Annotated in this window: 26 protein-coding genes, 1 pseudogene and 1 riboswitch; of the genes and pseudogenes, 11 read left to right on the forward strand and 16 right to left on the reverse strand. The window is 61.9% G+C overall.

Translation table 11 applies throughout. The features are described from left to right. Nucleotides 1-32: 32 nt before the first annotated feature. The 9 genes from J7557_RS09795 to J7557_RS09835 form a co-directional block, all read right to left on the reverse strand. On the reverse strand, nucleotides 33-1001 hold the full coding sequence (locus J7557_RS09795) for an AraC family transcriptional regulator (protein ID WP_291419808.1): 969 nt from the start codon (nucleotides 999-1001) through the stop codon (nucleotides 33-35). A 44-nt stretch (nucleotides 1002-1045) separates the two neighbouring features. Further along, nucleotides 1046-1999, reverse strand: a complete 954-nt coding sequence (locus J7557_RS09800; RefSeq protein WP_291419810.1) for an amidohydrolase family protein — start codon at nucleotides 1997-1999, stop codon at nucleotides 1046-1048. Then, nucleotides 1996-3099: an LLM class flavin-dependent oxidoreductase gene (locus J7557_RS09805; protein WP_291419812.1), complete on the reverse strand. Its 1104-nt coding sequence runs from the start codon at nucleotides 3097-3099 to the stop codon at nucleotides 1996-1998. The genes J7557_RS09800 and J7557_RS09805 overlap by 4 nt, the downstream gene beginning before the upstream one ends. Before the next feature lie 144 nt (nucleotides 3100-3243). Further along, nucleotides 3244-3996, reverse strand: coding sequence for a F0F1 ATP synthase subunit A (locus tag J7557_RS09810; RefSeq protein WP_291419814.1), 753 nt, complete (start codon nucleotides 3994-3996; stop codon nucleotides 3244-3246). Between the two features lie 20 nt (nucleotides 3997-4016). Then, on the reverse strand, nucleotides 4017-4193 hold the full coding sequence (locus tag J7557_RS09815) for a hypothetical protein (protein WP_291419816.1): 177 nt from the start codon (nucleotides 4191-4193) through the stop codon (nucleotides 4017-4019). 72 nt (nucleotides 4194-4265) lie between these two features. Further along, nucleotides 4266-5414 (reverse strand): calcium:proton antiporter, encoded by a 1149-nt coding sequence (locus J7557_RS09820; RefSeq protein ID WP_291419818.1) that lies wholly within the window; start codon nucleotides 5412-5414, stop codon nucleotides 4266-4268. Between the two features lie 129 nt (nucleotides 5415-5543). After that, on the reverse strand, nucleotides 5544-5906 hold the full coding sequence (locus J7557_RS09825) for a cytochrome c (RefSeq protein ID WP_291419820.1): 363 nt from the start codon (nucleotides 5904-5906) through the stop codon (nucleotides 5544-5546). Nucleotides 5907-5969: 63 nt separating this feature from the next. Continuing rightward, nucleotides 5970-7412, reverse strand: a complete 1443-nt coding sequence (locus tag J7557_RS09830; protein ID WP_291419822.1) for a hypothetical protein — start codon at nucleotides 7410-7412, stop codon at nucleotides 5970-5972. Nucleotides 7413-7510: 98 nt separating this feature from the next. Then, nucleotides 7511-8773 (reverse strand): imelysin family protein, encoded by a 1263-nt coding sequence (locus J7557_RS09835; RefSeq protein ID WP_291419824.1) that lies wholly within the window; start codon nucleotides 8771-8773, stop codon nucleotides 7511-7513. Nucleotides 8774-8926: 153 nt separating this feature from the next. Between J7557_RS09835 and J7557_RS09840 the strand changes: the two genes are divergently transcribed. The 4 genes from J7557_RS09840 to J7557_RS09855 are packed head-to-tail and all read left to right on the forward strand — an operon-like array spanning nucleotide 8927 to nucleotide 13221. Continuing rightward, the gene (locus tag J7557_RS09840) at nucleotides 8927-9592 is read left to right on the forward strand and encodes a Fe2+-dependent dioxygenase (RefSeq protein ID WP_291419826.1); all 666 of its coding nucleotides are present in this window, start codon (nucleotides 8927-8929) and stop codon (nucleotides 9590-9592) included. A gap of 12 nt (nucleotides 9593-9604) precedes the next feature. Continuing rightward, a complete protein-coding gene (locus J7557_RS09845) occupies nucleotides 9605-10600 on the forward strand; it encodes an iron ABC transporter substrate-binding protein (RefSeq protein WP_291419828.1) in 996 nt (331 codons plus the stop codon). Between the two features lie 48 nt (nucleotides 10601-10648). Further along, nucleotides 10649-12190, forward strand: a complete 1542-nt coding sequence (locus J7557_RS09850) for an iron ABC transporter permease (RefSeq protein ID WP_291419830.1) — start codon at nucleotides 10649-10651, stop codon at nucleotides 12188-12190. Then, entirely contained in the window at nucleotides 12187-13221 is a 1035-nt protein-coding gene (locus J7557_RS09855; protein WP_291419833.1) for an ABC transporter ATP-binding protein, read from the forward strand. The genes J7557_RS09850 and J7557_RS09855 overlap by 4 nt, the downstream gene beginning before the upstream one ends. On the opposite strand, the gene J7557_RS09860 is transcribed toward J7557_RS09855, so the two are convergent. Together J7557_RS09860 and J7557_RS09865 are read right to left on the reverse strand one after the other, a co-directional pair. Further along, nucleotides 13210-13851, reverse strand: coding sequence for a hypothetical protein (locus J7557_RS09860; protein WP_291419835.1), 642 nt, complete (start codon nucleotides 13849-13851; stop codon nucleotides 13210-13212). The genes J7557_RS09855 and J7557_RS09860 overlap by 12 nt on opposite strands. A gap of 117 nt (nucleotides 13852-13968) precedes the next feature. Next, entirely contained in the window at nucleotides 13969-14823 is an 855-nt protein-coding gene (locus J7557_RS09865; RefSeq protein WP_291420074.1) for a LysR substrate-binding domain-containing protein, read from the reverse strand. Nucleotides 14824-14920: 97 nt separating this feature from the next. Between J7557_RS09865 and J7557_RS09870 the strand changes: the two genes are divergently transcribed. Beyond that, complete coding sequence (locus J7557_RS09870) at nucleotides 14921-15808, forward strand: PhzF family phenazine biosynthesis protein (protein ID WP_291419837.1); 888 nt, start codon at nucleotides 14921-14923, stop codon at nucleotides 15806-15808. A 97-nt stretch (nucleotides 15809-15905) separates the two neighbouring features. Continuing rightward, the gene (locus J7557_RS09875; protein WP_291419839.1) at nucleotides 15906-17138 is read left to right on the forward strand and encodes an epoxide hydrolase family protein; all 1233 of its coding nucleotides are present in this window, start codon (nucleotides 15906-15908) and stop codon (nucleotides 17136-17138) included. A gap of 73 nt (nucleotides 17139-17211) precedes the next feature. On the opposite strand, the gene J7557_RS21445 is transcribed toward J7557_RS09875, so the two are convergent. Both J7557_RS21445 and J7557_RS21450 read right to left on the reverse strand, forming a co-directional pair. Then, nucleotides 17212-17343 (reverse strand): GMC oxidoreductase, encoded by a 132-nt coding sequence (locus J7557_RS21445; protein ID WP_367272885.1) that lies wholly within the window; start codon nucleotides 17341-17343, stop codon nucleotides 17212-17214. A 61-nt stretch (nucleotides 17344-17404) separates the two neighbouring features. Continuing rightward, nucleotides 17405-17557: pseudogene (locus tag J7557_RS21450) on the reverse strand (hypothetical protein); the annotation flags it as partial. A gap of 139 nt (nucleotides 17558-17696) precedes the next feature. After that, a riboswitch (cobalamin riboswitch) is annotated at nucleotides 17697-17915 on the forward strand. 225 nt (nucleotides 17916-18140) lie between these two features. Here J7557_RS21450 and J7557_RS09885 point away from each other — a divergent pair. The 5 genes from J7557_RS09885 to J7557_RS09905 all read left to right on the forward strand — a co-directional run bounded on the left by J7557_RS09885 (nucleotide 18141) and on the right by J7557_RS09905 (nucleotide 22814). Continuing rightward, nucleotides 18141-19124, forward strand: coding sequence for a DUF1852 domain-containing protein (locus J7557_RS09885; protein ID WP_291419841.1), 984 nt, complete (start codon nucleotides 18141-18143; stop codon nucleotides 19122-19124). Between the two features lie 28 nt (nucleotides 19125-19152). Continuing rightward, nucleotides 19153-20181, forward strand: a complete 1029-nt coding sequence (locus tag J7557_RS09890; RefSeq protein WP_035078035.1) for a methionine synthase — start codon at nucleotides 19153-19155, stop codon at nucleotides 20179-20181. A gap of 124 nt (nucleotides 20182-20305) precedes the next feature. Continuing rightward, the gene (locus tag J7557_RS09895; protein WP_291419844.1) at nucleotides 20306-20806 is read left to right on the forward strand and encodes a flavin reductase; all 501 of its coding nucleotides are present in this window, start codon (nucleotides 20306-20308) and stop codon (nucleotides 20804-20806) included. A gap of 18 nt (nucleotides 20807-20824) precedes the next feature. Continuing rightward, nucleotides 20825-21679 carry a methylenetetrahydrofolate reductase gene (locus tag J7557_RS09900; RefSeq protein WP_291419846.1) on the forward strand — a complete coding sequence of 285 codons (855 nt, stop codon included), beginning with the start codon at nucleotides 20825-20827 and terminating at the stop codon, nucleotides 21677-21679. A 133-nt stretch (nucleotides 21680-21812) separates the two neighbouring features. Continuing rightward, nucleotides 21813-22814 carry a bile acid:sodium symporter family protein gene (locus tag J7557_RS09905; protein ID WP_291419848.1) on the forward strand — a complete coding sequence of 334 codons (1002 nt, stop codon included), beginning with the start codon at nucleotides 21813-21815 and terminating at the stop codon, nucleotides 22812-22814. A gap of 42 nt (nucleotides 22815-22856) precedes the next feature. Here J7557_RS09905 and J7557_RS09910 read toward each other — a convergent pair whose 3' ends face one another. Genes J7557_RS09910 through J7557_RS09920 form a run of 3 tightly spaced genes read right to left on the reverse strand, consistent with a single transcriptional unit; the run spans nucleotide 22857 to nucleotide 25659 of the window. Continuing rightward, nucleotides 22857-23927, reverse strand: a complete 1071-nt coding sequence (locus tag J7557_RS09910) for an ABC transporter ATP-binding protein (RefSeq protein ID WP_291419850.1) — start codon at nucleotides 23925-23927, stop codon at nucleotides 22857-22859. A gap of 11 nt (nucleotides 23928-23938) precedes the next feature. Continuing rightward, nucleotides 23939-24793 carry a carbohydrate ABC transporter permease gene (locus J7557_RS09915; protein ID WP_291419852.1) on the reverse strand — a complete coding sequence of 285 codons (855 nt, stop codon included), beginning with the start codon at nucleotides 24791-24793 and terminating at the stop codon, nucleotides 23939-23941. After that, entirely contained in the window at nucleotides 24790-25659 is an 870-nt protein-coding gene (locus J7557_RS09920; protein WP_291419854.1) for a carbohydrate ABC transporter permease, read from the reverse strand. The genes J7557_RS09915 and J7557_RS09920 overlap by 4 nt, the downstream gene beginning before the upstream one ends. Nucleotides 25660-25704 lie beyond the last annotated feature (45 nt).

Below are 25704 nucleotides of genomic sequence, written 5' to 3' on the forward strand. Positions count from 1 at the left end.
TCATAGACAGGATCGAAAAGACGATATGTGTCCTAAAATCCGAATTCCATATCAATTCGTCCGGAAGCGCTGCGACGCACCGCGCCGGGCGAGGCGCTGGTGACGCGCTTGAAGGCGCGGGCAAAACTGGCTTCGGATTCATAGCCCAGTTTGGACGCCACTTCGGCGATGGGCATGCCGCTCTGCCCCAGCCATTCCTGCGCCAATTGCATGCGAAGGCGGGTGAGATAGCGGGCGGCGCCTTCGCCTAAAATGGCGCTGAAACGCTCCGCGAAGATCGAGCGCGATTGCCCGGCGGTGCCGGCAAGAGTTTCCAGCGTCCAGTTGGCGCCGGGGTCGCGGTGCATGGCGACGAGGGCGCCGCCGATATGGGGATCGCGAATGGCGGCGAGCCAGCCGGTCGGTGAGGTGTCGTGGCTTTTCACCCAGCAGCGGATGAGCCGGGCGGTGAGCAGGTCGGCCATGCGCGACAGGATTGTGGCGCTGCCCATGCGCGGTTGGCTGGCTTCAATGGCCATGGCTTCGAGCAAGGGATTGACCATGGGGTCGTGGGTTGCGACGTCGCAGCCGCGGATGATGGAGGGCATGAGGCTGATCAGTGGGTGCAGCGCATAGGCGCCGAGCGCCATGGAGCCGCAGAAGATCATGCTGATATCGCCATCGCCCTGCTGTACCACTTCGCAAACATTGCCGCCGTGTCCGGTCACCTGACAGGCCGACAGGGAATTTTCGGTGACGCTGGGGGAGCTCGCGAGACGATGCTCGACGCCCTGTGGAAGGAGGATCAGATCGCCCGCGGCGAGCTCCTGCCAGCCCTCGGCCTCCGTATGCACCCAGCAGGGGCCCTTGCTGACGAAATGGAAGCGCAGTAGCGGCTGCTTTGGAAAGCTGATGCTCCAGGGATGGCGCAGTTCGCAGCGGCCATAATTGACGCCGCTCAAGCGAAAATCCTGCAGGACTTCGCTCAATGCGTCGGTGGTGGCGGACGAATTGTAGTTCATGCGTAAAGTTTACAGTCAATTCGTCCGGCAGACAAGCCGCGGAGCTATTCCGCGGCTTCGGCTTTTGCCGCGCGCAAAGAGAGCAGGCGACGCGCATTGCCGCCCGCCACCAGACGTCGCTCGGCCTCGCTGAGCCCGGCTTCGGCGAGGCTGGCAGCGAGGCTTTCGGCCTGCAGCGCCGGCAGGATCGGCCAGTCGGTGCCGGCCAAAACGCGTTCGGCGCCGAAAAAGCCGGTGAGGGTGCGGACGATGGCGGGATCGGCGCCCATGGTGTCGAAATAGATGTTCGGGCGGGGTCGTTTTTGGCGTTCGGCGCGGCCATAAATGCCGCCGCGTGCGGCCTGGACGATGCCGCCGAGGCCGAGGGTGGCGAAGATCAGGTGCAGGTCCGGCAGGTCATCGAGAATGCTGGACTGGATGATGGATAGGAACGCGACGCCATTCATCAAGCCGCGGCCGAGCGAATTGCCCAGCATGCCGGCGCCTGCGATCAGCACCTCGGAATTGGGATGGGCGACCGGATGGACGAAGACCGGGACGCGATGGCGGGCGGCGACTTCAAGGGTTGGTCGGGCCGAAGGATCGGCGAGGAATTTTCCATTACGCGAGGAGTCGATGACGAGGCCGGAAAGGCCGAGGTCCACTATCGCGCGTTCGGCTTCCGCCGCGCCTTCTTCACCCGCAAAAACGTCGGTGACGGCGAAAGCGGCCAGTGATGGCTCGGCAGCAACGAGGCTTGCCAGCCAGTCATTGGCTTCGCGGAGACCCGCCGAATCCACCGGGCCCTCGGCGCCAAAAAGGCTTTCAACGGTGGCGGTGACCACGGCGAGCGAAACACCGGCGGATTTGAATTCATCGACGAGCGCGGATGGTGTCGTAATCTTGCGGTAGATTTCGGGCGAGAAGCTACCGGCAGGTTTTGCGAATTTACCGCCCGGACCCCAAGCGGGCGGCCAGAGATGGGTGTGGATGTCGACGATATCGAGGGGAGCGCTCATTCTGCTGCAACCTTGCGGGCTTCGCGTTCGGCAATGCCGGCCTTGACCAGCGGCACGACATCGCGGCCATAGGTGACGGTGTCTGCCGTGGGGTAGAAACCGCGGACGAGGAAATTGGAAATGCCGGCGTCGTAATAATCGAGGATGGCTTCGGCGACCTGTTCAGGCGTGCCGACCAGCGCGGTGGAATTGCCGCCGGCGCCGCTGGCTTCGGCCACTTCGGTCCAAAGGCGCTTGTCGAGCACCTTTCCGCGCTTGGCGGCTTCGCGCAGACGCACCGAGCCGACATTGCTCGGCAGCTTTTCGCCATTGCCGCCGGCCTGACGCGCGACGCCAGCCTTCACCTTTTCAAGGATTTCGGCGGCGTTGGACCATGCCTCGTCTTCGGTATCGGCAACGATGGTGCGGAAGGCGAGGGTGAAGCGGATTTCGGAGGGGTCGCGGCCGTTCGCAGCGGCGGCGGCGCGGACCTTGGCGATGGTTTCGCGGGTGCCGTCGAGCGGTTCGCCCCAGAGCGCATAGATATCGGCATGCTTGCCGGCGACAGCAATTGCCGCATCCGAGGAGCCGCCGAAGGAAATGGGAATGCGCGGCTTCTGGAACGGCTTTACCTGGCTGAAGGCGCCCTTGAATTTGTAGAAGCGCCCTTCGTGGTCGAAAGGTGCGTCGCTCTCCCAGACCTTTTTCAGCACCTCGATATATTCGTCGGTGCGGGCATAGCGGGTGTCATGGTCCTCGAAGTCACCATCGCGGGCCTGATCGATATCGGAGCCGCCGGTGATGATGTGGACCCAGACGCGGCCTTCGGAGAACTGATCGAGCGTTGCCAATTGTCTTGCGCCAAGGGTGGGCGCCATCAGGCCAGGGCGGTGGGCAAGGAGGGCGCCGATGCGCTCGGTCTGGCCGAAGACATAGGCGGCGATCTGGTTATTGTCCGGCCACTGGGCGAATTGACCGATCAGCAGGCGATCGATGCCTGCTGCCTCCGCCGCCTGCACGTGGTTGCGAATATAGGTCTTGTCGATGACGGGACTCGTCGTGGGCACAATGTCGGATCCCTCGCGATTGGAGGTATGGCCGATGAATTCTATGGCTGCCATGGGGATCACCTCGGTTAGGAGGTGAAACCCTATTCAATTTATAGACATTGTCGATTGCGTTTTGAGTGCCGAATCCGCAGCCGCTTTTCGGCAATGATGGAGGACGGAGAAAATTCTTCGCCGTCCTTCGAGGCCAGTCCGACGCTAGTGGGAGGGGTGCATGGCGTCGTTGAGATACATGCAGGTGAGAAGCGTGAAGACATAGGCCTGGATCACCGACATCAGGAGTTCGAGCGCCGTGATGGCCACGGTCATGATCATGGGAGCCACGGATAAGGCAATGCCGAAGGGGCCGAGCGCCGAGAGATCGACAACGAAGCCGGCGAATACTTTTAGGGTGATATGGCCGGCGAGCATGACCGCGAAAAGACGCACCGAATGACTGATGGGGCGCGAGATATAGGAGATGATCTCGATGGGGACGATGACGGGCGCCAGATAGAGGGGCAGGCCGCTGGGCATGAAGAGGCCGAAGAATTTTGGGCCATGCTTCAAAAGGCCATAGAGGGTGACGACAGCAAAGACGAAGAGGGCCAGGGCGGCGGTGACGACGATCTGTGCGGTGACGGTGAAGGCATATGGAAACATGCCGATCATATTGGCGACGAGGATGAAGCTGAAGAGCGAGAAGACGAGCGGGAAAAACCGCATGCCCTCCTTGCCGGTGATCGAGACGACGAGGCTTTCGATGGCCTTGTAAAGCATCTCGCCCGCCACCTGCAGGCGGTCGGGTAGCAATGCCTTTTTGCGTCCCGCCAGCACCATGAAGCCGCCGGCGATCACCACCGTAAGGAGCATATAGGCCGAGGCATTGGTGAAGCTGAAGTCGTGTCCGGCGATTGGGTTGAGGGGGAAGATCGGCTCGACGACGAACTGATGGATGGGGTCATTGGCCATGGCTTGTCCTTGAATGGCGGTTATTTGGTCAGCCGCAGCGCCACGAGGCCCACGGCGAGGCCGAAGGCGGAGGGCAGGAGGCTGGTGATGATTGAGCCGGCCGTGCCTTGGACGGCGCCCATGCCGGTAAGAATGTCGGCGGCGAGATAGCCGATGAGGCAGCCGATAAGCACGATGACGTTGAGCGGATTGGACATGGGACACCTCGAAAAGGGGTCGTCCCCGCTTCGCCCCATGCCATCAGGTCGTCCCGATGGCGGGCCTTGGCGTCAGGTCAGAAAGAGCAGCACGCCGTAGACGGCAAAGAGCGTGAGGTGCAGCGCGCCTTGGAGGGCCGAGGCGCGCTGGCCGAGAAAGGTCAGGGTCGTGAGACCAATGGTGAGCAGCAGCAGGACGGTTTCGGTCGGCGTCACGCCCATGATCACCGTCTTGCCGGTGAAGAGGCCGACGAGGAGGACGGCGGGCACGGTGAGGCCGACCGTCGAGACGAAGGCGCCGAGGCAGAGATTGACCGAGCGCTGCAACTGATTGTCGACGGCGGCCCGGATGGCGGTGATCGACTCTGGGGTGAAGACGATGATGGCGATCAGCGCGCCGCCCAGGGCGACCGGGGCGCCGACCGCGCCAATGCCGAAATCGATAACCAGCGCCAGGTCATGGGCGAGCAGCACGATGGGCAGCATGAGCGCCACGAGCAGTATAGAGCGCATGATGATGGCGCGCTTGTCGAGATCGCGGGCGGGCTCCGCCGGAGAACCGGTCATGGAAGGGCGGATGGGGACGACGAGCTGCCCAATATCGGGCTGGATGAAGAAGCGCTTGTAGCCGCGGGTCTGCATCAAAAGGAAAACGCCATAGAGCACCGTGGTGAGAATGGCGAAGGCTGCGGCCTGCATGGGCCAGAAGGTGCCGTTTCCGGTGCTGAGCGTATTGGGCAGAATCAGGCCGATACCGGCCAGAAGCAGGGTCATCGACACATAGGCCATGGCGCCCTGTGAATTATATTCCTGCTCGCCGAAGCGGCGTCCGCCCAGGATCAGGCAGATGCCCATGACGAGGTTGAGGATGATCATCATCACCGCGAAAATGGAATCGCGGCCGATGGTGGGATTGTCACCCGGGCCAAGCAGGACGGCGGCGATGAGGATGACTTCGATCATGACGATGGAGAGCGTCAGGATCAGCGTGCCATAGGGTTCGCCCAGTTGATGGGCGAGGTAATCGGCCTCGTGCACCACACCGAAGGCGGCCAGCAGGATGGTCGCGAAGATGACGACGAAAGAGATGACGGCGACGAAGGGGGCGATCGGCTCGTGCAGCCAAGTCGGACCGCCAATGAGGAAGATGATCACGACGCCCCAGGCCACGAGCAATTTGGCGATGGTGGCTTTGGGGAGGTGTTCGCGGAGGAAGGACACGGGTTGCTATCTCCTCAGGGTCGTCCCCGATCAATAGAACCGAATGTCAGGGCCGTCCCTGTCGGTGACGGCTAGGGAGCCGTCGATATGGCATTTAGACCATCGCGGTTTCGTTGTCCATGGCGCGCTTTACTCGGTGAACGCGCCGAAGCTGTTGTCCCAGGAATTGCGGACATAGGTGCCGACGGCGAGCAGCTCTTCCGGCGTCAGGCGCTTGCCGAAGGCGGGCATGTCGGCGCTGCCATTGGTGATCTGGCGGATGACGAATTCGGCATTGGCGAGGCGCTGATTGCCCGAGAGTTTTGGGCCGACAAAGCCGCCGCCTTTGGCGCCATGGCATTCCTGGCAGCGGCGGACATAGATCGGTTCGCCAAGGACAATGGTTTCGGCGAGCGATGTCGGGGTGGACGGGGCCGTGTCCTCGGCAAAACCCGGCAGTGCCGGGGCGAGGAGAGTGGCAAGGACCACGGCCAGGCGCTGATATGTCTTCATGTTCTCTCGCGCAAATATGAAATGGGCGGCCAATGGCCGCCCACCTCGTCAGATTTGATTGGTCTATTCCTGCAGGTCGAGGACCACGAGGCGCGCGCCACCGGCATTGTTGTTGGTGGAAAGAGCCACGTGCTTGCCATCGGGCGACACGGCGGCGCCGAAGAACTGGGCGGAAACGGTGTCGTTGGGGAGAGCCAGGATGCCGTCTTCGCTCACTGATGTATCGAGCTTGCCGGCGCTATCGAGCACGACGGCAGACGGGATGCCGCCGAAATAGCCGACATGCAGGGTGCGGTCATTGGGGAGGCCGACGAGCAAACGGCCGCGTTCTTCGGCGGACTTGAGGCCGGTCAGGCCTTCGGACTGCACGACCGCGGAACCGTTGCTGCCCCAGGTGGTGTCGAGTTCCTTGCCCTTGACGCGGAAGGAAACGAGATCGGGCGCTTCGGTGGTCTTGAAGCCCAGGGTCGAGGGCGTGGCTTCGGCGGTGGCGCCACCGTAGCCGGTCGTCACCCAGCTGCCATCGGAGAGCTGAACGGCGGCATAGCCTTCGGCAAAGCCGCCATCGGCCACCAGAGGATTGAAAATGGCAATGCCGGGGGTCGCTGCGAGGCCAACGGCTTCAGCCGAGGACTGCGGGGACACGAAGCCGCCAAAGTTCTCGTCGAGCGAGCCATCGGGATTGAGATGGATCAGGATGATGTGGTTGCGCAGCGCCTCACCCAGATTGGTATAGCCGGCGCTCATGATCGAGCCATCGGCGCCAAGGGTCACGCGGCGGCCGCCTTCGTTAAAGGTCTGGGCCGACTGATAGGTGAAGGGCTTGCCGCCATTGAAGGAGGCATCGACCGAGCCATCGGCGGCGAGGAGACGAACCACATAGCGGTCGGCATCGGTGCGGCCCGAGCCTTCGGCGGCCGAACCGTGGCCGGCGACGACGAGCTTTTCTTCGCCGCTCGAATTGTCGACCTTGAGATCCCAGGCGGTATCCTGCGGCGGGTTTTCGACGCCAGGGAAGGCGTCGTTATTGGCATTGGGCCAGCCGAAGACGACTTCGAGGGCTCCGGTTTCGCCGCCCCAGGCATCGCCGGTCACCTGCTTGCCGGTGGCGTCGAAGCGCACGAGATAGACGGAGATACCACCGTCTTCTTCGGTGGCATTGATCGCAGCAACCACGTCGCCATTGGCGAGCGGAGCCACGGCGAGGGACTGCTCGATGGTGCCGCCCGGCAGGTCGACTTCAGCAAAGCCGTCTTCGCCGAAAGCGGTATCGGGCGTGCCATCGGCATTGAAGCGGCCGACGATCACATGCGAGGCAGGATTGGTTTCGGCGCTCGGATTGCCGACATGGCCCGAGACATAGATCTTGCCATCGGCGCCATAGGCGAGGCCGCGGAAGTCATTGGCCTTGTTGGTGGTGAAATCGACCGAAGAGGTGATGTCCTGCGCCATGGCGGTGCTGGCCATCAGCGCGGTGCCAAGGATGATGAGGCTACGGGTAAGCATTGAAGTCCTCCAATTGAGCCGGGAAGGCGATCTGGTGCATCCGGGCCTGTGTTTTCTCCGGCGGGCCATTGCCCGACGGTCGAAATCTGTTCTTCCGGCTACATGCCGGGTACGACGACGAGCACGCCAAGCTGATTGGCGGCCTGGCGCAGGTCGCGCGCCAGATCGGTCAGGGCGCGGGCCGCTTCCTCGCCTGCGGCGCGTTCGGGGCTGTCCGAAGCGGGGGCGAGGAACCTGGCATAGGGCGCGTCCATGGCGCCGAGAGCCTTGGAGGCGCGGGCAAAGCCTGCATCGATCTTGGCTGCGAGGTCGGCATTGGTGGCCTTGACCAGGGCGTCTAGACCGCTCTCGAAATAAACTGCGCGTGCTCCGGCGAAGGAGGCGGCATTGTCGACTTCGGATGTGCCGCTGAAAGGAGAGGCCTGGAAGTTCTTGTTGGCCGGGAAGAGCGCGGCACCGATGCGGCGCAGCGGGATTTCGTAGCCGATCAGTACCGTCATGCCGTTGAACGCGCGGCCAAGCGCATTGCGCTGATCCATGCTTTCGACCGAGGCGCGATAATTGTTGCCGACGTCAGGCGCCCAGGCGGCGACAAGCGTGCCGGTATCGTTGATGAAGAGCCGGGCCACCGAGGCGAGGTATTCGCCGCGGCGTGCGCCAGCTTCACCCTCAAAGGCTGACGCCGATAGCGCGCCATCCGTGCCCCAGAGCAGGTATTCGGCGACATGGAGGCCGGTGGTGATGTTGACCGTCGGCTCGACTGTGTTGAGCCGGGCGATGGCGCGGAAATTGAGTGATTGGGCCGTGTCGGCGAGGACGGCGTCGATAGTGGCGGGATTGACCGGCCAGCCATTGAGGCGCGCTATCGGGCCGCCCGGAGCGTCGGCAGAGATGGTGGGAATGTCCACCGGGCCGGCATAAAACTGATGGGCCTCGGTCTTGAGATAGGTTTCGCGCGCTGCAAGCCAGGCTGCACGAGCAGCGGTCAGTGTCTCGTCCGAGGGCGTCGCTTGCAGGGCCGCTACAGCATCGTTGAGCGCTGTCGCCGCTGCATTGGTCGCGACATAGGTGTCGTAGACCAACGCCGCATAGGCCGATACCTGGCTCTTGGCATCGTAGGAAAACGCCGAGGGGTCATTGGTCGAGAGGCGGAACTCGGTGATGGTCCCAAGCACGGCCCCGCCGCCTTCGCCCGGACCACCTTCACCGGCTGCCTCGGCCTGAGCGACAAGCACGCGCGGACGCGTCGGCTGCGGGGCGGGCGTCTGCTGAACTTCGGATTCGAGGCCGGGATTCTGGCGGGCAATGGCGGGCGAATTTGCACCTGCGCCACCCACCAGCAAGGCGGTTCCCAGACCCATCCAAATCCGCGTGCGACGCTCCACGAGAAACCCTCCAGACCCCGTTTTTGGCGGCTTGCGGACCGCCGAGCCAAGGGGTAGATAAACTGACAGTTAGTGTCAACTATGTAACTGACACTGATTGTCAACTTTTGCCTGCGAGGGGGCTGTAGCATGATCCTGTGTATCGGCGACGTGCTTGATCGCGATGCCGTGGCCGATCTGCGCGACACGGTTGGGTCAGGCGTTTTCGTCGATGGCGTGCTGAGCTCGGGCTGGGCATCGCGGCTGGTCAAGAACAACGAGCAGCTCGGGGCAGGGCCAGCGCTCGCCGCGGCGCAGGACAAGGTCATCGCAGCGCTGAAAGCCAATCCGGTCTTTACTGGCGCGGTATTGCCTCGCCGTTTCGCGCCGCCGCTGTTTGCGCGTTACGAGCCGGGCATGCAGTTCGGCACCCATATGGACAATCCCTTGATGGGCCCCGACCACATGCGGGCCGATATCTCGGTGACGATTTTTCTTGTCGAACCCGACACCTATGACGGCGGCGAACTGGTGATGGAAACGACCGGCGGGGAGGCGGCTTACAAGCTCGCTGCCGGTTCGGCCATTGTCTATCCGACGACGGTCCTGCATCGCGTAGAGCCCGTAACGCGCGGTCGCCGCGAAGTGGCCGTCACGTGGGCGCAGAGCCTGGTGCGGCGCGCCGACGAACGGGAAATCCTCTTCGATCTCGATCGTGTCGCCCGCTCGATTTTCGAGCGCGACGGCAAGACCGAGGAATTCGAGCTGATCAATAAAAGCAGCGCCAATCTCAAGCGCCTGTGGGTGGAATCGTAAGGGAACAATCGCATGACAAGGACTTTTCTCGCGACGCTCGCATTGACGCTAACCCTCGCCACTTCAGCGCTGGCGCAGGACCATGGGCTGACGGTCTATACCTCGCAGCACCAGGCTTTGACGCAGGAATGGGCCGATGCCTTTACCGCCAAGACCGGCATTCCAGTGGCTATCCGCAAGGGCACCGACGTCTTGATGGCCAATCAGATCGTGCAGGAAGGGCTCAATTCCCCGGCGGATATTTTCCTCACCGAGAATTCGCCGGCCATGATGATGGTGCAGGATGCCGACCTCTTCCTGCCGGTGGCGCCGGAAACGCTGGCCAATACGCCCGAGCAGTTTCGGCCGCAGAGCGGCATGTGGACCGGCATTGCCGCGCGCACGACCATGCTCGTCTATAATACCGAGATGATCAGCGAGGACGAACTGCCCGTCTCCATGCTCGACCTCGCCAAGCCCGAATGGCAGGGCCGTTGGGGCGCGGCACCGGCCGGCGCCGATTTCCAGGCGATCGTTTCGGCGCTCTTGGAATTGCGCGGGACCGAGGAGACGGCGAACTGGCTCGTCGGGCTCAAGCAGAACGCGCTGCCCTATCGCGGTAATTTCGAAGCCATGCGCGGCGCCAATGTCGGGGAAGTGGCAGCGGCGCTGATCTACAACTACTACTATTTCGGCGATCAGGCCGGCACCGGCGAAAGCTCGGACAAGCTGAAAGTGCATTACTTCGCCAACAAGGATCCCGGCGCCTTTATTTCGGTTTCGGGTGGCGGCGTGTTGAAAGCTTCGGACAATCCGGAAGCCGCACAGCAGTTTCTTGCCTTTGTCACCGGCCCCGAGGGTCAGGCAATCCTGCGCGACGGGCATAGCTATGAATATGCGATTGCCAGCGGCATCGAGCCCAATCCAGCGCTGCCCCCGCTTTCGAGCATCGACAGCCCCGATATCGACCCCTCGCTGCTCAATGCGCAGGACGTGGTGCGGTTGATGACCGCGGCCGGGGTGATCTGACTGCCCATGCACCAGGCATTGCCGAGTAAGGGCCGCGCTGGCGTGCCAATGCGTCTCTATCGGCATCGCCGCCGCGGGGCGTGGCCCCTTGTGCTTGCTGCCGCGATAGCCGTTGCGGCGCTGTCCTTGCTGCCTGTCGGCTTCGTTCTGGTCGTGCTGGTCCAATCCGGTTGGGGCACGGCGAGCGCGCTGCTGTTTCGCCCGCGCATCGGCGAATTGCTCATTAATACGATGCTGCTCGAAGTGCTGGCCGTGCCGCTGAGCATCGTACTGGCGCTGGCCCTTGCCTGGCTCACGGAGCGTAGCGACCTAAAGTGGCGAGCGCTCTGGCGCTGGCTGGCCGTGGCGCCGCTGGCCATTCCCGCCTTCGTCCAGGCCTATGCCTGGGATAGTGCCATCCCGGTGCTGCGTGGCCTGTGGCCGGCCGTGCTTGTCTCCGTCCTTGCCTATTTTCCGCTGGTCTATCTGCCGGTTATTGCACAATTGCGCCGGCTCGATCCGGCTATGGAGGATGTCGCGGCAACGCTCGGCACGAGGCCTCTTGCGGTTTTTCTGCGGGTCGTGCTGCCGCAATTGCGGCTGGCCATTTCGGGCGGCGCATTGTTGATCGCGCTGCATCTTCTCTCCGAATACGGGCTCTATGTGCTGATCCGCTATGACACGCTGACCGTCGCCATCGTCAGCCAGTTTCAGGCCGTCTATGACGGTCCGGCGGCCAATCTGATGGGCATCGTGCTCGTCTTTCTTGCCGTGGTTTTCCTTGCAGCCGAAGCCTGGATGCGGGGCGAGCGGCGCTATGCCCGGGTCGGTGGCGGCGCGGCGCGGCAGGTTGCTCTCGCCAAGCTGGGTGCCTGGTGGCCACTCTTCATGGCGCTTCCTCTTCTCGTCACGGTGCTCGCTATCGGGCTGCCCGTCGTGACACTGCTCCGCTGGCTGCTGATTGGTGGAGTCGAAGCCTGGCATCTGCCCCAACTTGCCGTCGCGACCTGGCAAACGGCCGGTTACGCCCTGGCCGGTGCCGTTACGGTCTGCATCATGGCCCTGCCCATTGCCTGGCTTGCCGCCCGGGCGCCCGGTCCATTGCAGAAGACGCTCGAAAATATTCATTTCCAGGTCGGCGCGCTTCCGGGCGTCATCGTCGCTCTGGCGCTGGTTGCCGTCACGGTGCGGGTGGCGCTGCCGCTCTACCAGACTGTTGCGACGCTTCTTCTCGCCTATGTTCTGCTCTACCTGCCGCGCGCCATCGTTTCGGTGCGCGCCAGTCTCGCGCAGGTGCCGGTTGAGCTTGAACGCGCGGCGACCGCGCTGGGCCGGCCGCCGCTTATAGTCCTTGTCGGCGTCACCCTGCGTCTCGCTTTTCCCGGCATTGCCGCCGGCATGGCGCTGGTCGCCATGGGCATCACCACTGAACTCACCGCGACGCTGATGTTGAGCCCCATTGGCACGGAAACGCTGGCCACTCAGTTCTGGGCCCGCACTGGCGAATTCGACCATGTCGGGGCGGCCCCCTTCGCCCTCGCCATGGTGATCCTCTCCCTGCCGCTCTGCGTCATCCTTCATAGCCAGGCCACCGGAGCCCGTTCGTCTTGACCGTTCTTCACATCGCTAATCTGGGCAAGACTTACGGCACGACGACTGCGCTTGCCGGCATAAACCTCGATGTCGCCATGGGCTCCCGCACCGTGATCGTCGGCCCATCGGGCTCGGGCAAGACTACGCTTCTGCGCCTGATCGCGGGCTTTGAAACTCCGGACGCTGGCAAGATCGAACTCAATGGTGAATTGATCGCGGACCGGGAGGTCGGCGTCCCCGCCCATCGGCGCAATATTGGCCTTGTCATGCAGGAAGGCGCGCTGTTTCCTCACCTGAGCGTGCTCGACAATATCTGCTTCGGTATCCGCTCCGAGGCGGATGCCTCCAAGCGCGCTCTGGCCCTGATGGACCTGGCCGAACTCGACCGCGGCATGGCGCAACGCCAGCCGCACCAACTCTCGGGCGGACAACAGCAGCGCGTAGCACTGGCTCGTGCCCTGGCGCGGCAACCCCGCCTCATGCTGCTCGACGAGCCATTCTCGGCCCTTGATGCAGGCCTCCGCGAACAGATGCGCGACGCGACAGCAAACATCCTGGCACAGGCCGGCGTTGCAACCGTGCTGGTCACACATGACCGCGACGAGGCCATGGGCTTTGCCGATCAATTGGTGATTTTGCGCGATGGCCGGCTGGTCCAGGCCGGCAGTCCCAAATCCCTCTATCGTCGACCCGTCAATGCAACTACCGCGGCTTTCCTTGGCGCGGCGATCATCCTGCCCGCAGATTTCTCCGGCCGGACAGCCGAATGCGCCTTGGGCGCGCTCCTTATTGCCGAGGACGATGCCGCAGAGGGCGCCGGCAAAGTGCTTGTCCGCCCCGAGCAGTTGAATATCGCGGTCGCACCGGAAGCCGAGTGGCGTGTCGTTTCGGCTTTGGACCGCGGCAACAAGAGCGCCGTGACCATCGAGCGGGTTTATCGCGGTGATCGGGTGATGATCAGCTTCGACGACGTCTCCACGCATGGTCTGGAGGTCGGGCAAGCGGTGCAGGTCGAGATCACGGGGACCGTGCACCCGCTAGAAAGCTGAAGCGGCCTGCGCGCCCTGCTTTGCCTGCAGCATGCGATCAAAGGCATTGCGCACGGCAAGCGACAGGTTGAAGAAAACCAGGCTGACCGGGTCGGTCTTTTCCTGCGTGCCATGCTCATGGGGCGGAAAGCCCAGGCCATCGAGGCTCAGCACAACGCCCCGGTCGAAATAGGCGCGCGCCTCAAAGTCGAGGAGGCCGGTCGAAAGGGTCTGGCCATTTTCGATTTCGATCAGGATATCACCCTGGCGCGACCGGCCGGGCGAGTAGAGATCGGGCCTAGCGTAGAGATAGGCATGCGCCTCATAGAGACCGGAGGCTTCTTCGACATCGGGAAAATTGGCGAGATTGCCGTTCTGGCCGAGATTGTAGTGGTCGACCAGCATGGCGGCCAGGCGGGCGGCCACCAGCAGTTCGAGCCCGGCGTGATGAATGCCGCTGATCACGGCGGCATGGCTGAGCCCATCGCTGCAAAAGAGCCGATGGCCACCGCGCCCCGGCACTTCCTTGAGCGGCTCGGGCGCCACGCCCCTGGCGAGCAACAGCGAAAACTCGCGCGGCGACAGAGCCGAAGCGAGGGCAACGTCACGCGTCGTGAAGAGGCCGGGGGGTGGGGTCGTGGGGCGAGCCAAAGTGGGAGCCTGATATGATCGAAAGCTTGTAGCGCAGACGCCCGCGGCGCAAAACCCCGCGATTGTGTCTTTCGCTGGTTGCTAGCCGCCTGGCCGACAGTCTACGCGTCGGGTAATCTATTTCATGCTTACCTGCTTTTGCAGCCACTCGCAAAAGCCACGCGTGGCAGGGCGGTTGTCGTCTTCCCGAATGAGCGCAAAATACCAGTCCGGCCCCTTGAGGACGGTTTCGAGCGGCGCCACCAATTGGCCGCTCTTGAGGAGTGGGTGGAATAGCGTGGGCGATAGCAGCGCAACGCCCAGCTCGGCCACGGCCGCATTGGCGATCAGCTCGAAGATCGAATAGTCGACGCCAGCAAAGCGCAGATTGGCGGGCATATTGAGACCCGCGCGTGCAAACCACTTGCCCCAATCGGGGTGGGGCAGAAGATCGAAGCCGGCGAGATCTTCCGGCGTAGCCAGACGACGCGCGCCCAGAAGTGCAGGCGCGATCATCGGCGTCACATCCACCGGCATGAGGGGAAATTCCTCAAGACCGTCCCACCCGCCGCGGCCGGTGCGGATGGCGACATCGAAGGCGACGGGATCGCGGAGGTCCGAGGAGATGTCGAGTTCGATAGCGGCGTCGCCAGGCGCTTCGAAATTCGACAGTCGCGGTGCCAGCCAGCGACCGGCGAAAGTGGGTGGCACGGTCACCCGCAATGGCGCGGCCGCTGCCTGAAACTCGCCAATGGCTTCGGTGATGCCTTCAAGCGCCTGGCGAATCCGGCTTGCCAGCGTTGCGGCCCCGGGCGTCGGCACTACGCGTCGGCCGACGCGGGTAAAGAGTTGCTGACCCAGCTCCGTTTCGAGCGTCCGGATACGAAGACTGACGGCCGCTGGGGTCAGTGCCAGCCGGTCGGCTGCGGCGGCAAAGCTGCCCGCACTGACGCACACTTCGAAAATGCGCAGCGATTCAAGCGACGGCCGAATGGTAAGTTCTCCTTGTCATATGGACAAAGAATGCGCGTTTTGCCGTGCCATCGCGCCGGTGCACACTCGCTTCCATCAGAACGATAGGAGCTCCGCAATGACATCGCAATCGACCAATCCGGTTTTGACGGTCGGCCTCATCGATGTCTTCGCCGAAACCTCATTGAGCGGCAATCCGCTGGCCGTGGTGGAAGATGCCGACAATCTCTCCGAGGCGCAGATGCGCGGCATAGCCCGGGAGTTCAATCAGGCTGAAACCACCTTCATCATGAAAAGCGATCGGGCCGACTTCAAGCTGCGCTCGTTTACTGCCGCGGGCGCGGAAGTGGCCGGCGCTGGCCACAATGCCCTGGGCGCCTGGTTGTGGCTGGCCGAGAGTGGACGGCTCGGGCAACTCCTCGGTACGCATCGGTTTCGCCAGGAAATTGGCAACGAAGTGCTTGGCGTCGAGCTGCGTGCGACCAAGGGGCGGATTTTCGGCCACATGAGTCAGTCCGTCCTGACACTGGGGCCGGTGCTGCACGATGTCGTGCCGCTGGCGGCGGCCCTGGGGCTCTCTCCCGATGATCTCGACGACGACCTGGCGCCGCGGGTCGCCGACACGGGCGTCGCCCACCTGCTGGTATGCCTTGGCGATGCATCGACGGTGGATCGGGCAGAACCATCGGCCAAGGGGCTCCTCAAGGTCTTGGCCGGGGCTGCCGCCGAAGGGTGCTACGTCTATGCGCTCGACCCCGAAAGGCCGGGCCACGCCTATGCGCGCTTTTTCAATCCCACTGTCGGCCTCTGGGAAGACGCGGCAACCGGCACTGCCGCCGGCCCGCTGGCTGGCTATCTCGCCAGTCGAGGCCTGATCGCCGATAGCCTCGTGGTCGAGCAGGGGACGCGGATGGGACGGCGCAGCATCATCCATGTCCATTCCGGTCCGGTGCCGGAAATTTCGGGCGCCGGCGTCGTGGTCATGCGGGGCGCCATCTCGCTCTAGCCCCGTCTCGCCACGTCATCACTCGTGATTTCGCATCCAACCTCGAACGACCACCCGGTCGGGCGTGAGCCCGCTCGTCTCAACCAAGGACCCTATCATGACCCTCAGTCGCCGCAGCTTCAACACGGCCATGCTCTCGTTTGCGGCCGTCCTCGCCACGCCTTCCGCCTTTGCACAAACCAGGGAGAAAGAAGACATGCTTACCATTACCCCATTCAAGATCGACATTTCCGATGCTGACCTAGCCGATCTCCGGGAGCGTCTCGGTCGCGCCCGGTTCCCCGCCGCCATCACCCAAGACTGGTCGCGCGGCCAGCCTCTGAGCCTCGTCAAGGAACTGACGGATCAGTGGCTCAACAATTATGACTGGCGCGAGCAGGAGCAGGAGCTCAATCGCTATCCCCAGTTCATCACCGAGATCGACGGCCAGCCCATTCATTTCGTGCATGTCAGATCGCCGGAACCGAACGCCTTGCCGCTGATCCTTACGCATGGCTGGCCGGGCAGTTTTGTCGAATATCTCGGTCTTGTCGGACCTTTGACCGATCCCACGGCGCATGGGCTCGATGGCTCCATCGCCTTCGACGTCGTCATCCCCTCGCTGCCGGGATTTGGGTTTTCGAGTCCCCTGGCCGCAACCGGATGGGACAGTGCCCGTACCGCCAAGGCATGGGACACGCTGATGAAGGGGCTGGGCTATGAACGTTATGGTGCCCATGGCGGCGATGCCGGGGCATTGGTGGGGCGCGAGCTTGGCATTCTGGCGCCCGAGGGTCTGGTTGGCACCCATCTGCTGCAGATTTTCGCCTTCCCATCCGGTCAGCCCGACGAAATGGAAAAGCTTTCGCCCTTCGAGATGGAAGGCATGGCCAACCTTGCCAATTTCGAGAAATATGGCGGTTATCAGGCTATTCAATCCAAGCGTCCAGGCACGCTCGCCTACGGGCTTGTCGACTCGCCGGTCGGCCAGCTCGCCTGGAATGCCGAACTCTGGTTCGGTTTTGAAGGCGGCGGCGCGGCGCATGTCGATCGCGACCTCTATCTCACCACCAATGCCATCTATTGGTTCACCGCCACCAGCGGATCGGCCGCCAATGTCTACTATGAAGACACCCAGACGGGCAGCGGCTATCGGGAAATCCCCAACCCCACGCCCACCGGGGTCGCCGTTTTCCCCGAGGATTTCCGATCTGTCCGCAGCTTTGCAGAGCGCTCGAACAATATCGTCCACTGGACCGAGATGCCGAGCGGCGGGCACTTTGCAGCATCGGAAAGCCCGGAGCTACTCGTCGAAGACATCCGCAAATTCTTTGCCGGCCTGGGTGGCTAGATGGGTTTTTGGTAAGATACTCGCAACGCGGGGGATGGACGTGGGCCGGAGCCGGAGACAGCAATGGTCAGCTTCAACGTCGACGAACAAGCTCGGCGCCACGTTCTGCGACCATCATCGTCGGGGCGTGGATGTTTCCGGCGGTGATACTGGGGAAGACCGACGCGTCGATGACGCGCAGGCCAACAATGCCATGGACGCGCAGTAGCGGGGTCTACAACGCTGTCGCCCGCGCCGGGCCCCATCCTTGCCGTACCGCATAGGTGATAGATCGACCCGCTATTGGCGCGGAAATAATCCAATAGCTCACCGTCGCTTTGCGCTTCCGCCGAAGGAGGCATTTCGGTTTCGGTGATGGCCCTGAGGGCCGGCGCGGCCATGATGCGCCGCACCAGATGGCTGGCCATCGGGCCATGCATGCCGAATAGCAGGTCGGTGCGGTCACCGACGGCATCACCACCGCGAGCAACAGAAGCCTTCAGAAGACCGGCGCCGTCCCCAGCGATGTAAAGATATAAAGATATCTTTATGTGCTATTGACTCCGTGTGGCAGGTGCGGGAAAGTATGTCTGCCTAGGTTCCCCGGTCGTTGCGTTGCAACGTGCTGGGGCTAAGAGGGAAGTCGGTGCCCCGTCTCGTTCGGGAAAGCCGGCGCTGCCCCCGCAACTGTAAGCGGCGAGCTGATGTCCAGCATGTCACTGGGGTGAAAGCCCTGGGAAGACGGACAGAGGCGACGACCCGTGAGCCAGGAGACCTGCCTTAGGCGAAATAACGTCCACGGGCGGGGTGTCCTGGTGTGCGGTAGCATAGGCTGCTTTGCGGCCTGGCCTGCTATGCGTTCACCGACTCTTGCCCCCAACACATTGGGGCAAACATGTCTCAAAACAAAATTCAGGACGGCACCTGGGGTGCCGGGGCGATGAGCATGCGCTGCTCAGCCGCTGCAATGCCACGACCGCTGGCCGAGACGCCAGGAACGACCAACAGAGACGCGAGATCACGATGACCAAAGACCTGAAATTCGCAATCAAGAGCGTTTCCTTCGACGAGAACTATCAGCCCTCGGACGGCACGCGGATCACGACCAATTTTGCCAACCTCGCGAGGGGGGAGAGTCGGCAGGAAAATCTGCGCAATGCCTTGAGGATGATCGACAATCGCTTCAATGCCCTGGCGCATTGGGACAACCCCAAGGGCGATCGCTACTCGGTTGAACTGGATATCATCTCGGTCGAACTGAGTTTTGGCGCCGAGGGCACTGGCGACGCCTTTCCGCTGATTGAAATCCTGAAGACCAACATCGTCGACAAGAAGACGAACGAGCGCTTCGAAGGCATCGTTGGCAACAATTTCTCGTCTTATGTGCGCGACTATGATTTCAGCGTGGTGCTTCCCGAGTACAACAAGAACCAGCCCAAATTCAGCATCCCGGATCATTTTGGCAATCTGCATGGAAACCTGTTCAAGGCTTTCCTGAAGTCGGATGCCTACAAGGCGAACTTCAGCAAGCTGCCTGTTATTTGCATCAGCGCGTCGAGCAGCAAGACGTATCAGCGGACTGAAAATCAGCACCCCGTCATGGGCATTGAATACAGGCAGGACGATTTTTCATCGACCGATCAGTATTTTGCGAAAATGGGGATGCAGGTTCGCTACTTCATGCCGCCGAACAGCGTGGCCCCATTGGCCTTTTACTTCATCGGTGACCTGCTGGGCGACTACACCAATCTCGAGCTGATCAGCACCATCAGCACGATGGAGACGTTCCAGAAGATCTACCGGCCAGAAATCTACAATGCCAATTCGGCGGCAGGGGCGATCTATCAGCCGGATCTGAAGCACCAGGATTATTCGCTCACTCGCGTCGTCTATGACCGGGAAGAACGAAGCCGGTTGGCCGTCGAGCAGGGCAAGTTCGCCGAGGAACATTTCATCAAGCCCTACAAGTCCGTGCTTGATCAGTGGTCCGCCAATTACGCCGCCTAAGATAACCAAGACGACAAGGTCGCCTATCATGAAAAGACTTTTGCCAACCTCCACTGCCGGCAGCCTTCCCAAGCCCTCCTGGCTTGCTCAGCCCGAAAAACTCTGGTCGCCCTGGAAATTGCAGGGCGAGGAATTGATCGAGGGTAAGCAGGATGCCCTGCGCGTCACCCTCGCCGATCAACGGCAGGCAGGTATTGATATCGTCAGCGACGGCGAACAGACGCGCCAGCATTTCGTCACCACGTTCATCGAGCATCTCGACGGCGTCGATTTCGAAAAGCGCGAGACCGTCAGAATTCGCGATCGCTACGATGCGAGCGTGCCGACGGTCGTTGGCGCCGTCTCGCGCCCCAAATCGGTTTTCGTGGAAGACGCCAAATTCCTGCGTCAACAGACCAGCCAACCGATCAAATGGGCCCTGCCGGGTCCGATGACCATGATCGATACGCTCTATGACGCCCACTACAAGAGCCGCGAGAAACTGGCCTGGGAGTTCGCCAAGATCGTCAACGAGGAAGCCAGGGAACTGGAAGCGGCGGGTGTCGATATCATCCAGTTCGACGAGCCGGCGTTCAACGTCTTCTTCGATGAGGTGAACGACTGGGGCGTGGCGACGCTTGAAAGGGCCATCGAAGGTCTCAAGTGCGAGACTGCGGTCCATATCTGCTATGGCTATGGCATCAAGGCCAATACGGACTGGAAGAAGACGCTCGGGGATGAATGGCGCCAGTATGAGCGGACGTTCCCGAAGCTCCAAAAGTCCAATATCGACCTGATTTCGCTCGAGTGCCACAACTCGCACGTTCCGATGGATCTGATCGAGCTCATTCGCGGCAAGAAGGTCATGGTCGGGGCTATCGACGTGGCATCGAACACCATCGAGACGCCGGAAGAAGTCGCCGATACGCTGCGAAAGGCCTTGAAGTTTGTCGATGCGGACAAGCTTTACCCCAGCACCAATTGCGGCATGGCTCCGCTGTCTCGCGCGGTGGCGACGGGCAAGCTCAATGCCTTGAGCGCAGGCGCTGAAATCCTCCGCAAGGAACTCTCGGCCTAGTGCCTGCGGGGCTCCATCCAGTCGACCGTGCCGACGTCTTCGGCATGATCGGCCGACCCAATACGAGCAGGGCGCGCACCGTGCGCCTCGCTTTTGTTCATCTCAGCGCATCAGAGAGACCAACATGAACATGGTGGATCACCGTTTCGACATTGTGGACCAAGCCACGTATCGCAACGGCATGTCGCGCCTCGGCACCTCAGTCAGCGTCGTCACCACCCTGTCTGGCGGCAAGCGCTACGGCTTTACCGCGTCGGCCGTCTGCAGCGTCAGCGATACGCCCGCAACACTGCTTGTCTGCATCAATCGCGGGAGTTCATCTTTTCCGGCTTTTGAGGGTTCGCGCTATTTCTGCGTCAACACGCTGATGCCGGGTCAGGAAGAGATATCGGACGTCTTTGGTGGGAGAATGCCGAGTAGTGACCGGTTTGCGCATGGCGAATGGGGCGACGGCCTTACGGGTGTCCCCGTGCTGGCGAATGCTTCGGTGAGTTTTGAATGCGAGCTGACCAATGCGGTCGACGAAGCAACGCACCGTGTCCTTTTCGGGCGCGTGATCGACATTCGAGAGAATGAGGAGCGGGCAACACTGCTCTATTGCATGCGCCGTTATCTCCGCGGCTAGGCTTTCCAGAGTTTTCACATGTTCGCCCCGGAACCAGTCATTGGCCGTCCGCTCCCCGCTTCAATCGAAATCCTGCCCAGACAGGTCCCGGCAAATGATCACCTCGCGGTATTGCTGCCTGCGGGAACGCGGGTCTACATGGCCGACATCGGTGGCCCCAACTCTGAAGTGGAAATGCTTCAGGCGGCTCGACGTGTGAAGGATATCGGCTGCATCCCCGTGCCGCATCTGGCGGCGCGGCGTATCGCAAACCAACGGGCCTTGGAGAGACGCTTGGGGCAACTTGCCGAGCATGCCGGCGTCGATGATGTTCTTGTGGTTGGCGGCGGCGTCGCTACGCCCATGGGCCCCTATGCCAGTGCCATGGATATCCTGGATACCGGCATTTTCGATCGGTTCGGTATCAAGGACATAGCCGTCGCAGGTCATCCCGAAGGCAGTCTAGATTTTGCCGAGACATTTGCAATCGACGCTCTTCGGCAGAAGAAGGATTTTGCCGACCGAAGCGGCGCGCGCTTGCGTATCGTCACCCAATTCGGCTTTGACCCCATGCGTGCCGTGACATGGGCGGAGGCCCTTGCAAAAATTGGTATCGATACTCCGGTGCATATCGGCGTCGCGGGTCCAGCAACCGTCTCCACGCTGCTCAAATATGCAAGGCTTTGCGGTGTCGGAAACTCACTCTCGATGTTCAGGAGAAGCGGGGTCAGTCTTTTGTCGCTCACGACCGGCTATGTGCCGGAAGCCTTTGTCACGACAATCGAGGAGCAATTATCCATTTCGGCGCGACCGGCAATCGTGCAGATGCACGTATTTCCATTCGGGGGGCTCGAACGGTCAACGAGCTGGCTGCGCCAGCGGGGATCATGGTAGTTCCGAAAATGGTTGTCGGGTCCCTATGAGCGGCCAAGCGCTCGCCAACAAATTCCAATCGCGAATGGTGACAATGAGCATTGCCCCATTCCTCTATTCTGCAACCTCTCTCTGATTGATCCGGCACAGCACAATGTCACTCGCTAAACGCCTGAAACGCTTCGGTCTCGATTATTACCTGTTTCTGCTGCTCGGTACCGTGGCGCTGGCTACGTTCTTGCCTGCGTCCGGTATCGGGGCGGAGATCGTCGATCAGGTCGCCTATTTCGCCGTCGCCTTGCTGTTCTTCCTTTACGGCGCCAAGCTCAATACCAGCGCCATCGTGGCGGGGATCACCAACTGGCGGCTGCAAGGACTGGTCTTCGGATTCACCTACCTGCTGTTTCCGCTCTGCGGCCTTGCACTGGCGGCCGCGCTGTCGCCGTGGATTGAGGAAGAGCTGGCGATCGGTATCGTCTATCTTTCCGTCCTGCCGTCTACCGTGCAATCGTCCATCGCCTTCACCTCGATAGCGCGCGGTAATGTTCCTGCCGCGGTCTGCGCCGCCTCGACGTCCAATATTCTCGGTGTTTTCCTCACCCCGGCCCTGGTTGCCCTGCTTCTCCACTCCTCGGGCGAAGGGATATCGCTTCAATCCATTATGGATATCGGGCTGCAGATCCTGGCACCTTTCATCCTTGGCCAGTTGCTTCGGCCGCTCGTCGGCGGCTTCATCAGCCGGCACACGCTCCTGACGCAGGTGGTCGATCGCGGCTCCATTCTCATCATCGTCTACTCGGCCTTCAGCGCCGGCGTGATCGCCGGTATCTGGGAGGAAGTCGGCCTCGGCAGCCTCTCGATCATCATCGCCGCCGACGTGCTGCTGCTTGCCTTTGTCATGGTGAGCACGTGGTGGGTGGGACGCGTCGCCGGGCTTGACCACGCCGATCGGCTGACGCTGCTGTTCTGCGGCTCAAAGAAGAGCCTCGCCAGCGGCCTGCCCATGGCCAATATCCTGTTCGCAGGGCAGGCCGTCAGCATGATCATCTTGCCCCTGATGCTCTTCCATCAGATTCAGCTTTTTGTCTGCGCTGTTATCGCACAACGCGCGGGTCATCTGGCCGACGAAAGAGTACGACAGGCGGCAACGGCGTAGCGGACGGGGCCATGCTGCGCCTCGTCTTCCCGACGGAGGGTCTTACCGTATCCTTTCCCCGCTCGTAGCGTCGAAGAGAAAGGCGCGCGCTGGATCGAAGCCGGTTTCAAGAACCGTACCGCGCGCAACGTTCCTGCCCTCGCGCATTTCGAGCGTCAGGGGGTGGGGGCTACCCGAGCCGGCATAGGCGTAGGACGCGCCGCCCAGATGCTCGACGAGATCGACCATGACGCTCAGGCGTACCGGCAGGTTGGGACCGAAATGCTCGGGCCGAATGCCGAGTAGCAGGTCTCGGCCCAGCTGCGGGCTTGAGCCCAGCGATAGCGAAACTTCCGCATTGCCGTAATCGGTCAGTCGGATCACCCCGTTTTCGTCCTGCCGGGCGCGCATAAAATTCATGCGCGGAGAGCCGATAAAGCCGGCGACGAAAAGATTGGCGGGATCATCGTAGAGAGAAAGGGGCGTCCCGGACTGTTCGACGCGGCCGGCGCGCAGCACCACGATCTTGTCGGCCAGCGTCATGGCTTCGACCTGGTCGTGGGTGACATAGATCATGGTCGCCGCCAGTTCGGCGTGCAGCCGGGCAATTTCGAGCCGCATCTGCACGCGCAATTCGGCGTCGAGATTGCTCAGCGGCTCGTCGAAGAGAAAGACATCCGGCTGACGGACGATGGCCCGGCCGATGGCTACGCGCTGGCGCTGGCCGCCGGAAAGTTGTTTTGGCTTGCGGTCGAGCAATTCGGTCAGGTGCAGTGCGCTCGCCGCTTCGGCAACCTTGCGCTCGACTTCGGCGCGCGGCATGCCGTTCATCCTGAGGCCAAAGCCGATATTGTCGCGGACGCTCATATGCGGGTAGAGCGCATAGGACTGAAAGACCATGGCGACGCCCCGCTCGGACGGGTCGAGTGTTGTCACATCGCGCCCGCCAATAGTGATGGTGCCGTCGCTGACGCTTTCGAGCCCGGCAATCATGCGCAACAGGGTCGACTTGCCACAGCCGGACGGGCCGACAAAGACGACGAATTCGCCGTTCCCAATCTCGAGGTCGACGCCATGGATGATATGGGTTTCGCCGAAAGACTTGCGGACTTTGGAAAGCGACAGGCTTGCCACGGAAAACTCCTTCAGCCCTTGATGCCGGCCCCGGCCAGGCCCTGCACGTAGTAACGCTGCAGAGGCAAAAGCAGGGCGATGGGGATCAAAGCGGTGATGACCGAAACCGCAAAAAGCTGGTTCCAGATGGTTTGATATTGTTGCTGGAAGGCGGCCATGCCGACCTGGATGACCTTGAACTGCTGGCTGGGCATGGCCAGCAGCGGCCAGAGAAAAGCCTCCCACTGGAAGATGAACAGCAGAAGTGCCGCGCTGATGCAGGTGGGAAGCGACAACGGCACATAGATGCGCAGCAGGATGTCGATCCAGCTCACCCCATCGAGCCGGGCCGCTTCGGCATAGTCCTTCGGCACCTGGCTGAAGAACTGATAGAAGAGGAAGACGGCAAGGCCATTGGCGACGCTGGGCACGATCAGAGCCGCAATATTGTCGAGCCACCCCAATTGCTGGGTGACCGTATAGAGCGGCAGGGCGATGGCTTCAAAGGGCAGCATGAAGCTGATGATGATGGCCGAGAGGATGAACTTCTTGCCCTTGAAGTCGAACATGGCAAAGGCAAATCCCGCCGCGCCGTTGACGATCAGCCCCGCCGCCATGGTCACCAGGGCCACCAGCATGGTGTTGGCGATGATGAGCCCGAAGCCGCGCTCGAAAATGCCGGTATAGGCTTCGAGGGTGAAGGGCGCCGGCAAAAGCGCCTTGGGCGTGAACGGAAAAATATCGGCAAAGATCGCGCTATTGGGGCGCAGCGACGACACGATCGCCCACCACAAAGGCAGCACGAAGATAAAGGCGATGATGAGATAGGCAAGATGCTTGAGGCCAAGGCTCAGAGCCTTGCCCGGCTGGCCACTGCGAGCACTCATTGGCGTGCCTCCCGGCCCGAAAGCAATTTGAACTGCGCAGCAACGATGATGAGCAGAATGGCGACCACGACGACGATGATGGCCATGGCCCGGCCCATGTCGCCGAAGATGAAGCCCGATTTATAGGCCTCGTACATCAGCACATTGGTGCTGTCGGCCGGACCGCCCTGGGTCAGCATGAAGATCGGTGCAAAGAGCAGGAAATTGATCGAGACATCGGCGACCAGCACGAAAAGCAGGGTGGGCCGCAAGAGCGGTATGGTTATGAAGATCAGGCGCTGCCAAGGTTTGACGCCATCGAGGCGCGCGGCGTCGTAGATTTCGGGCGAGATGGTCTGCAAACCGCCGATGATGAAGATCATCCAATAGGAAATGCCCTTCCAGGTGGCGATGGCGATGATCGAATAGAGCGCGAGGCTCTCCGAGGTCAGCCAGGGCTGGGCGGGCACGCCGGCAATGCCGATCAGCCCGTTCACCAGACCATCCTGTGTGAGCATGATGCGCCAGATGATCACGGCCGTGGGCAGTGACACGCCAATAGGGATGAGAAAGAGCACGCGGTAGAGCGTGACGCCCCGAAACTGCTGGACATAGAGTAGAGCGAGGCCCAGCGCGAGGGCGATCTGGATGGGGTTGATCAGCAGGTTGAACCAGAAGGTCACCTGCATGGATTTCCAGAAGGTGCGGTCGGAAAGCAGCGAGAGGTAATTGTCGAAGCCGACAAAGAGTTGCTGCCCGCGCACCATGTTGAAGAAGCTATCGCTGACCGCGAGGGCCACCGGATAAAGGCGGAAAACGACAAGCCCGATCAGCGCCGGAGCCAGAAGGGCTGCAATCAGCAAAACCGGAGTGCGCGATCGGAACATTGTCGTTTCCCTCGGGCGCCCGCGGGAGGTCGGGCGCCCTTTGAC

The sequence above is a fragment of the Devosia sp. genome, from assembly GCF_017744655.1.
In the GTDB taxonomy this organism is placed as follows: domain Bacteria; phylum Pseudomonadota; class Alphaproteobacteria; order Rhizobiales; family Devosiaceae; genus Devosia.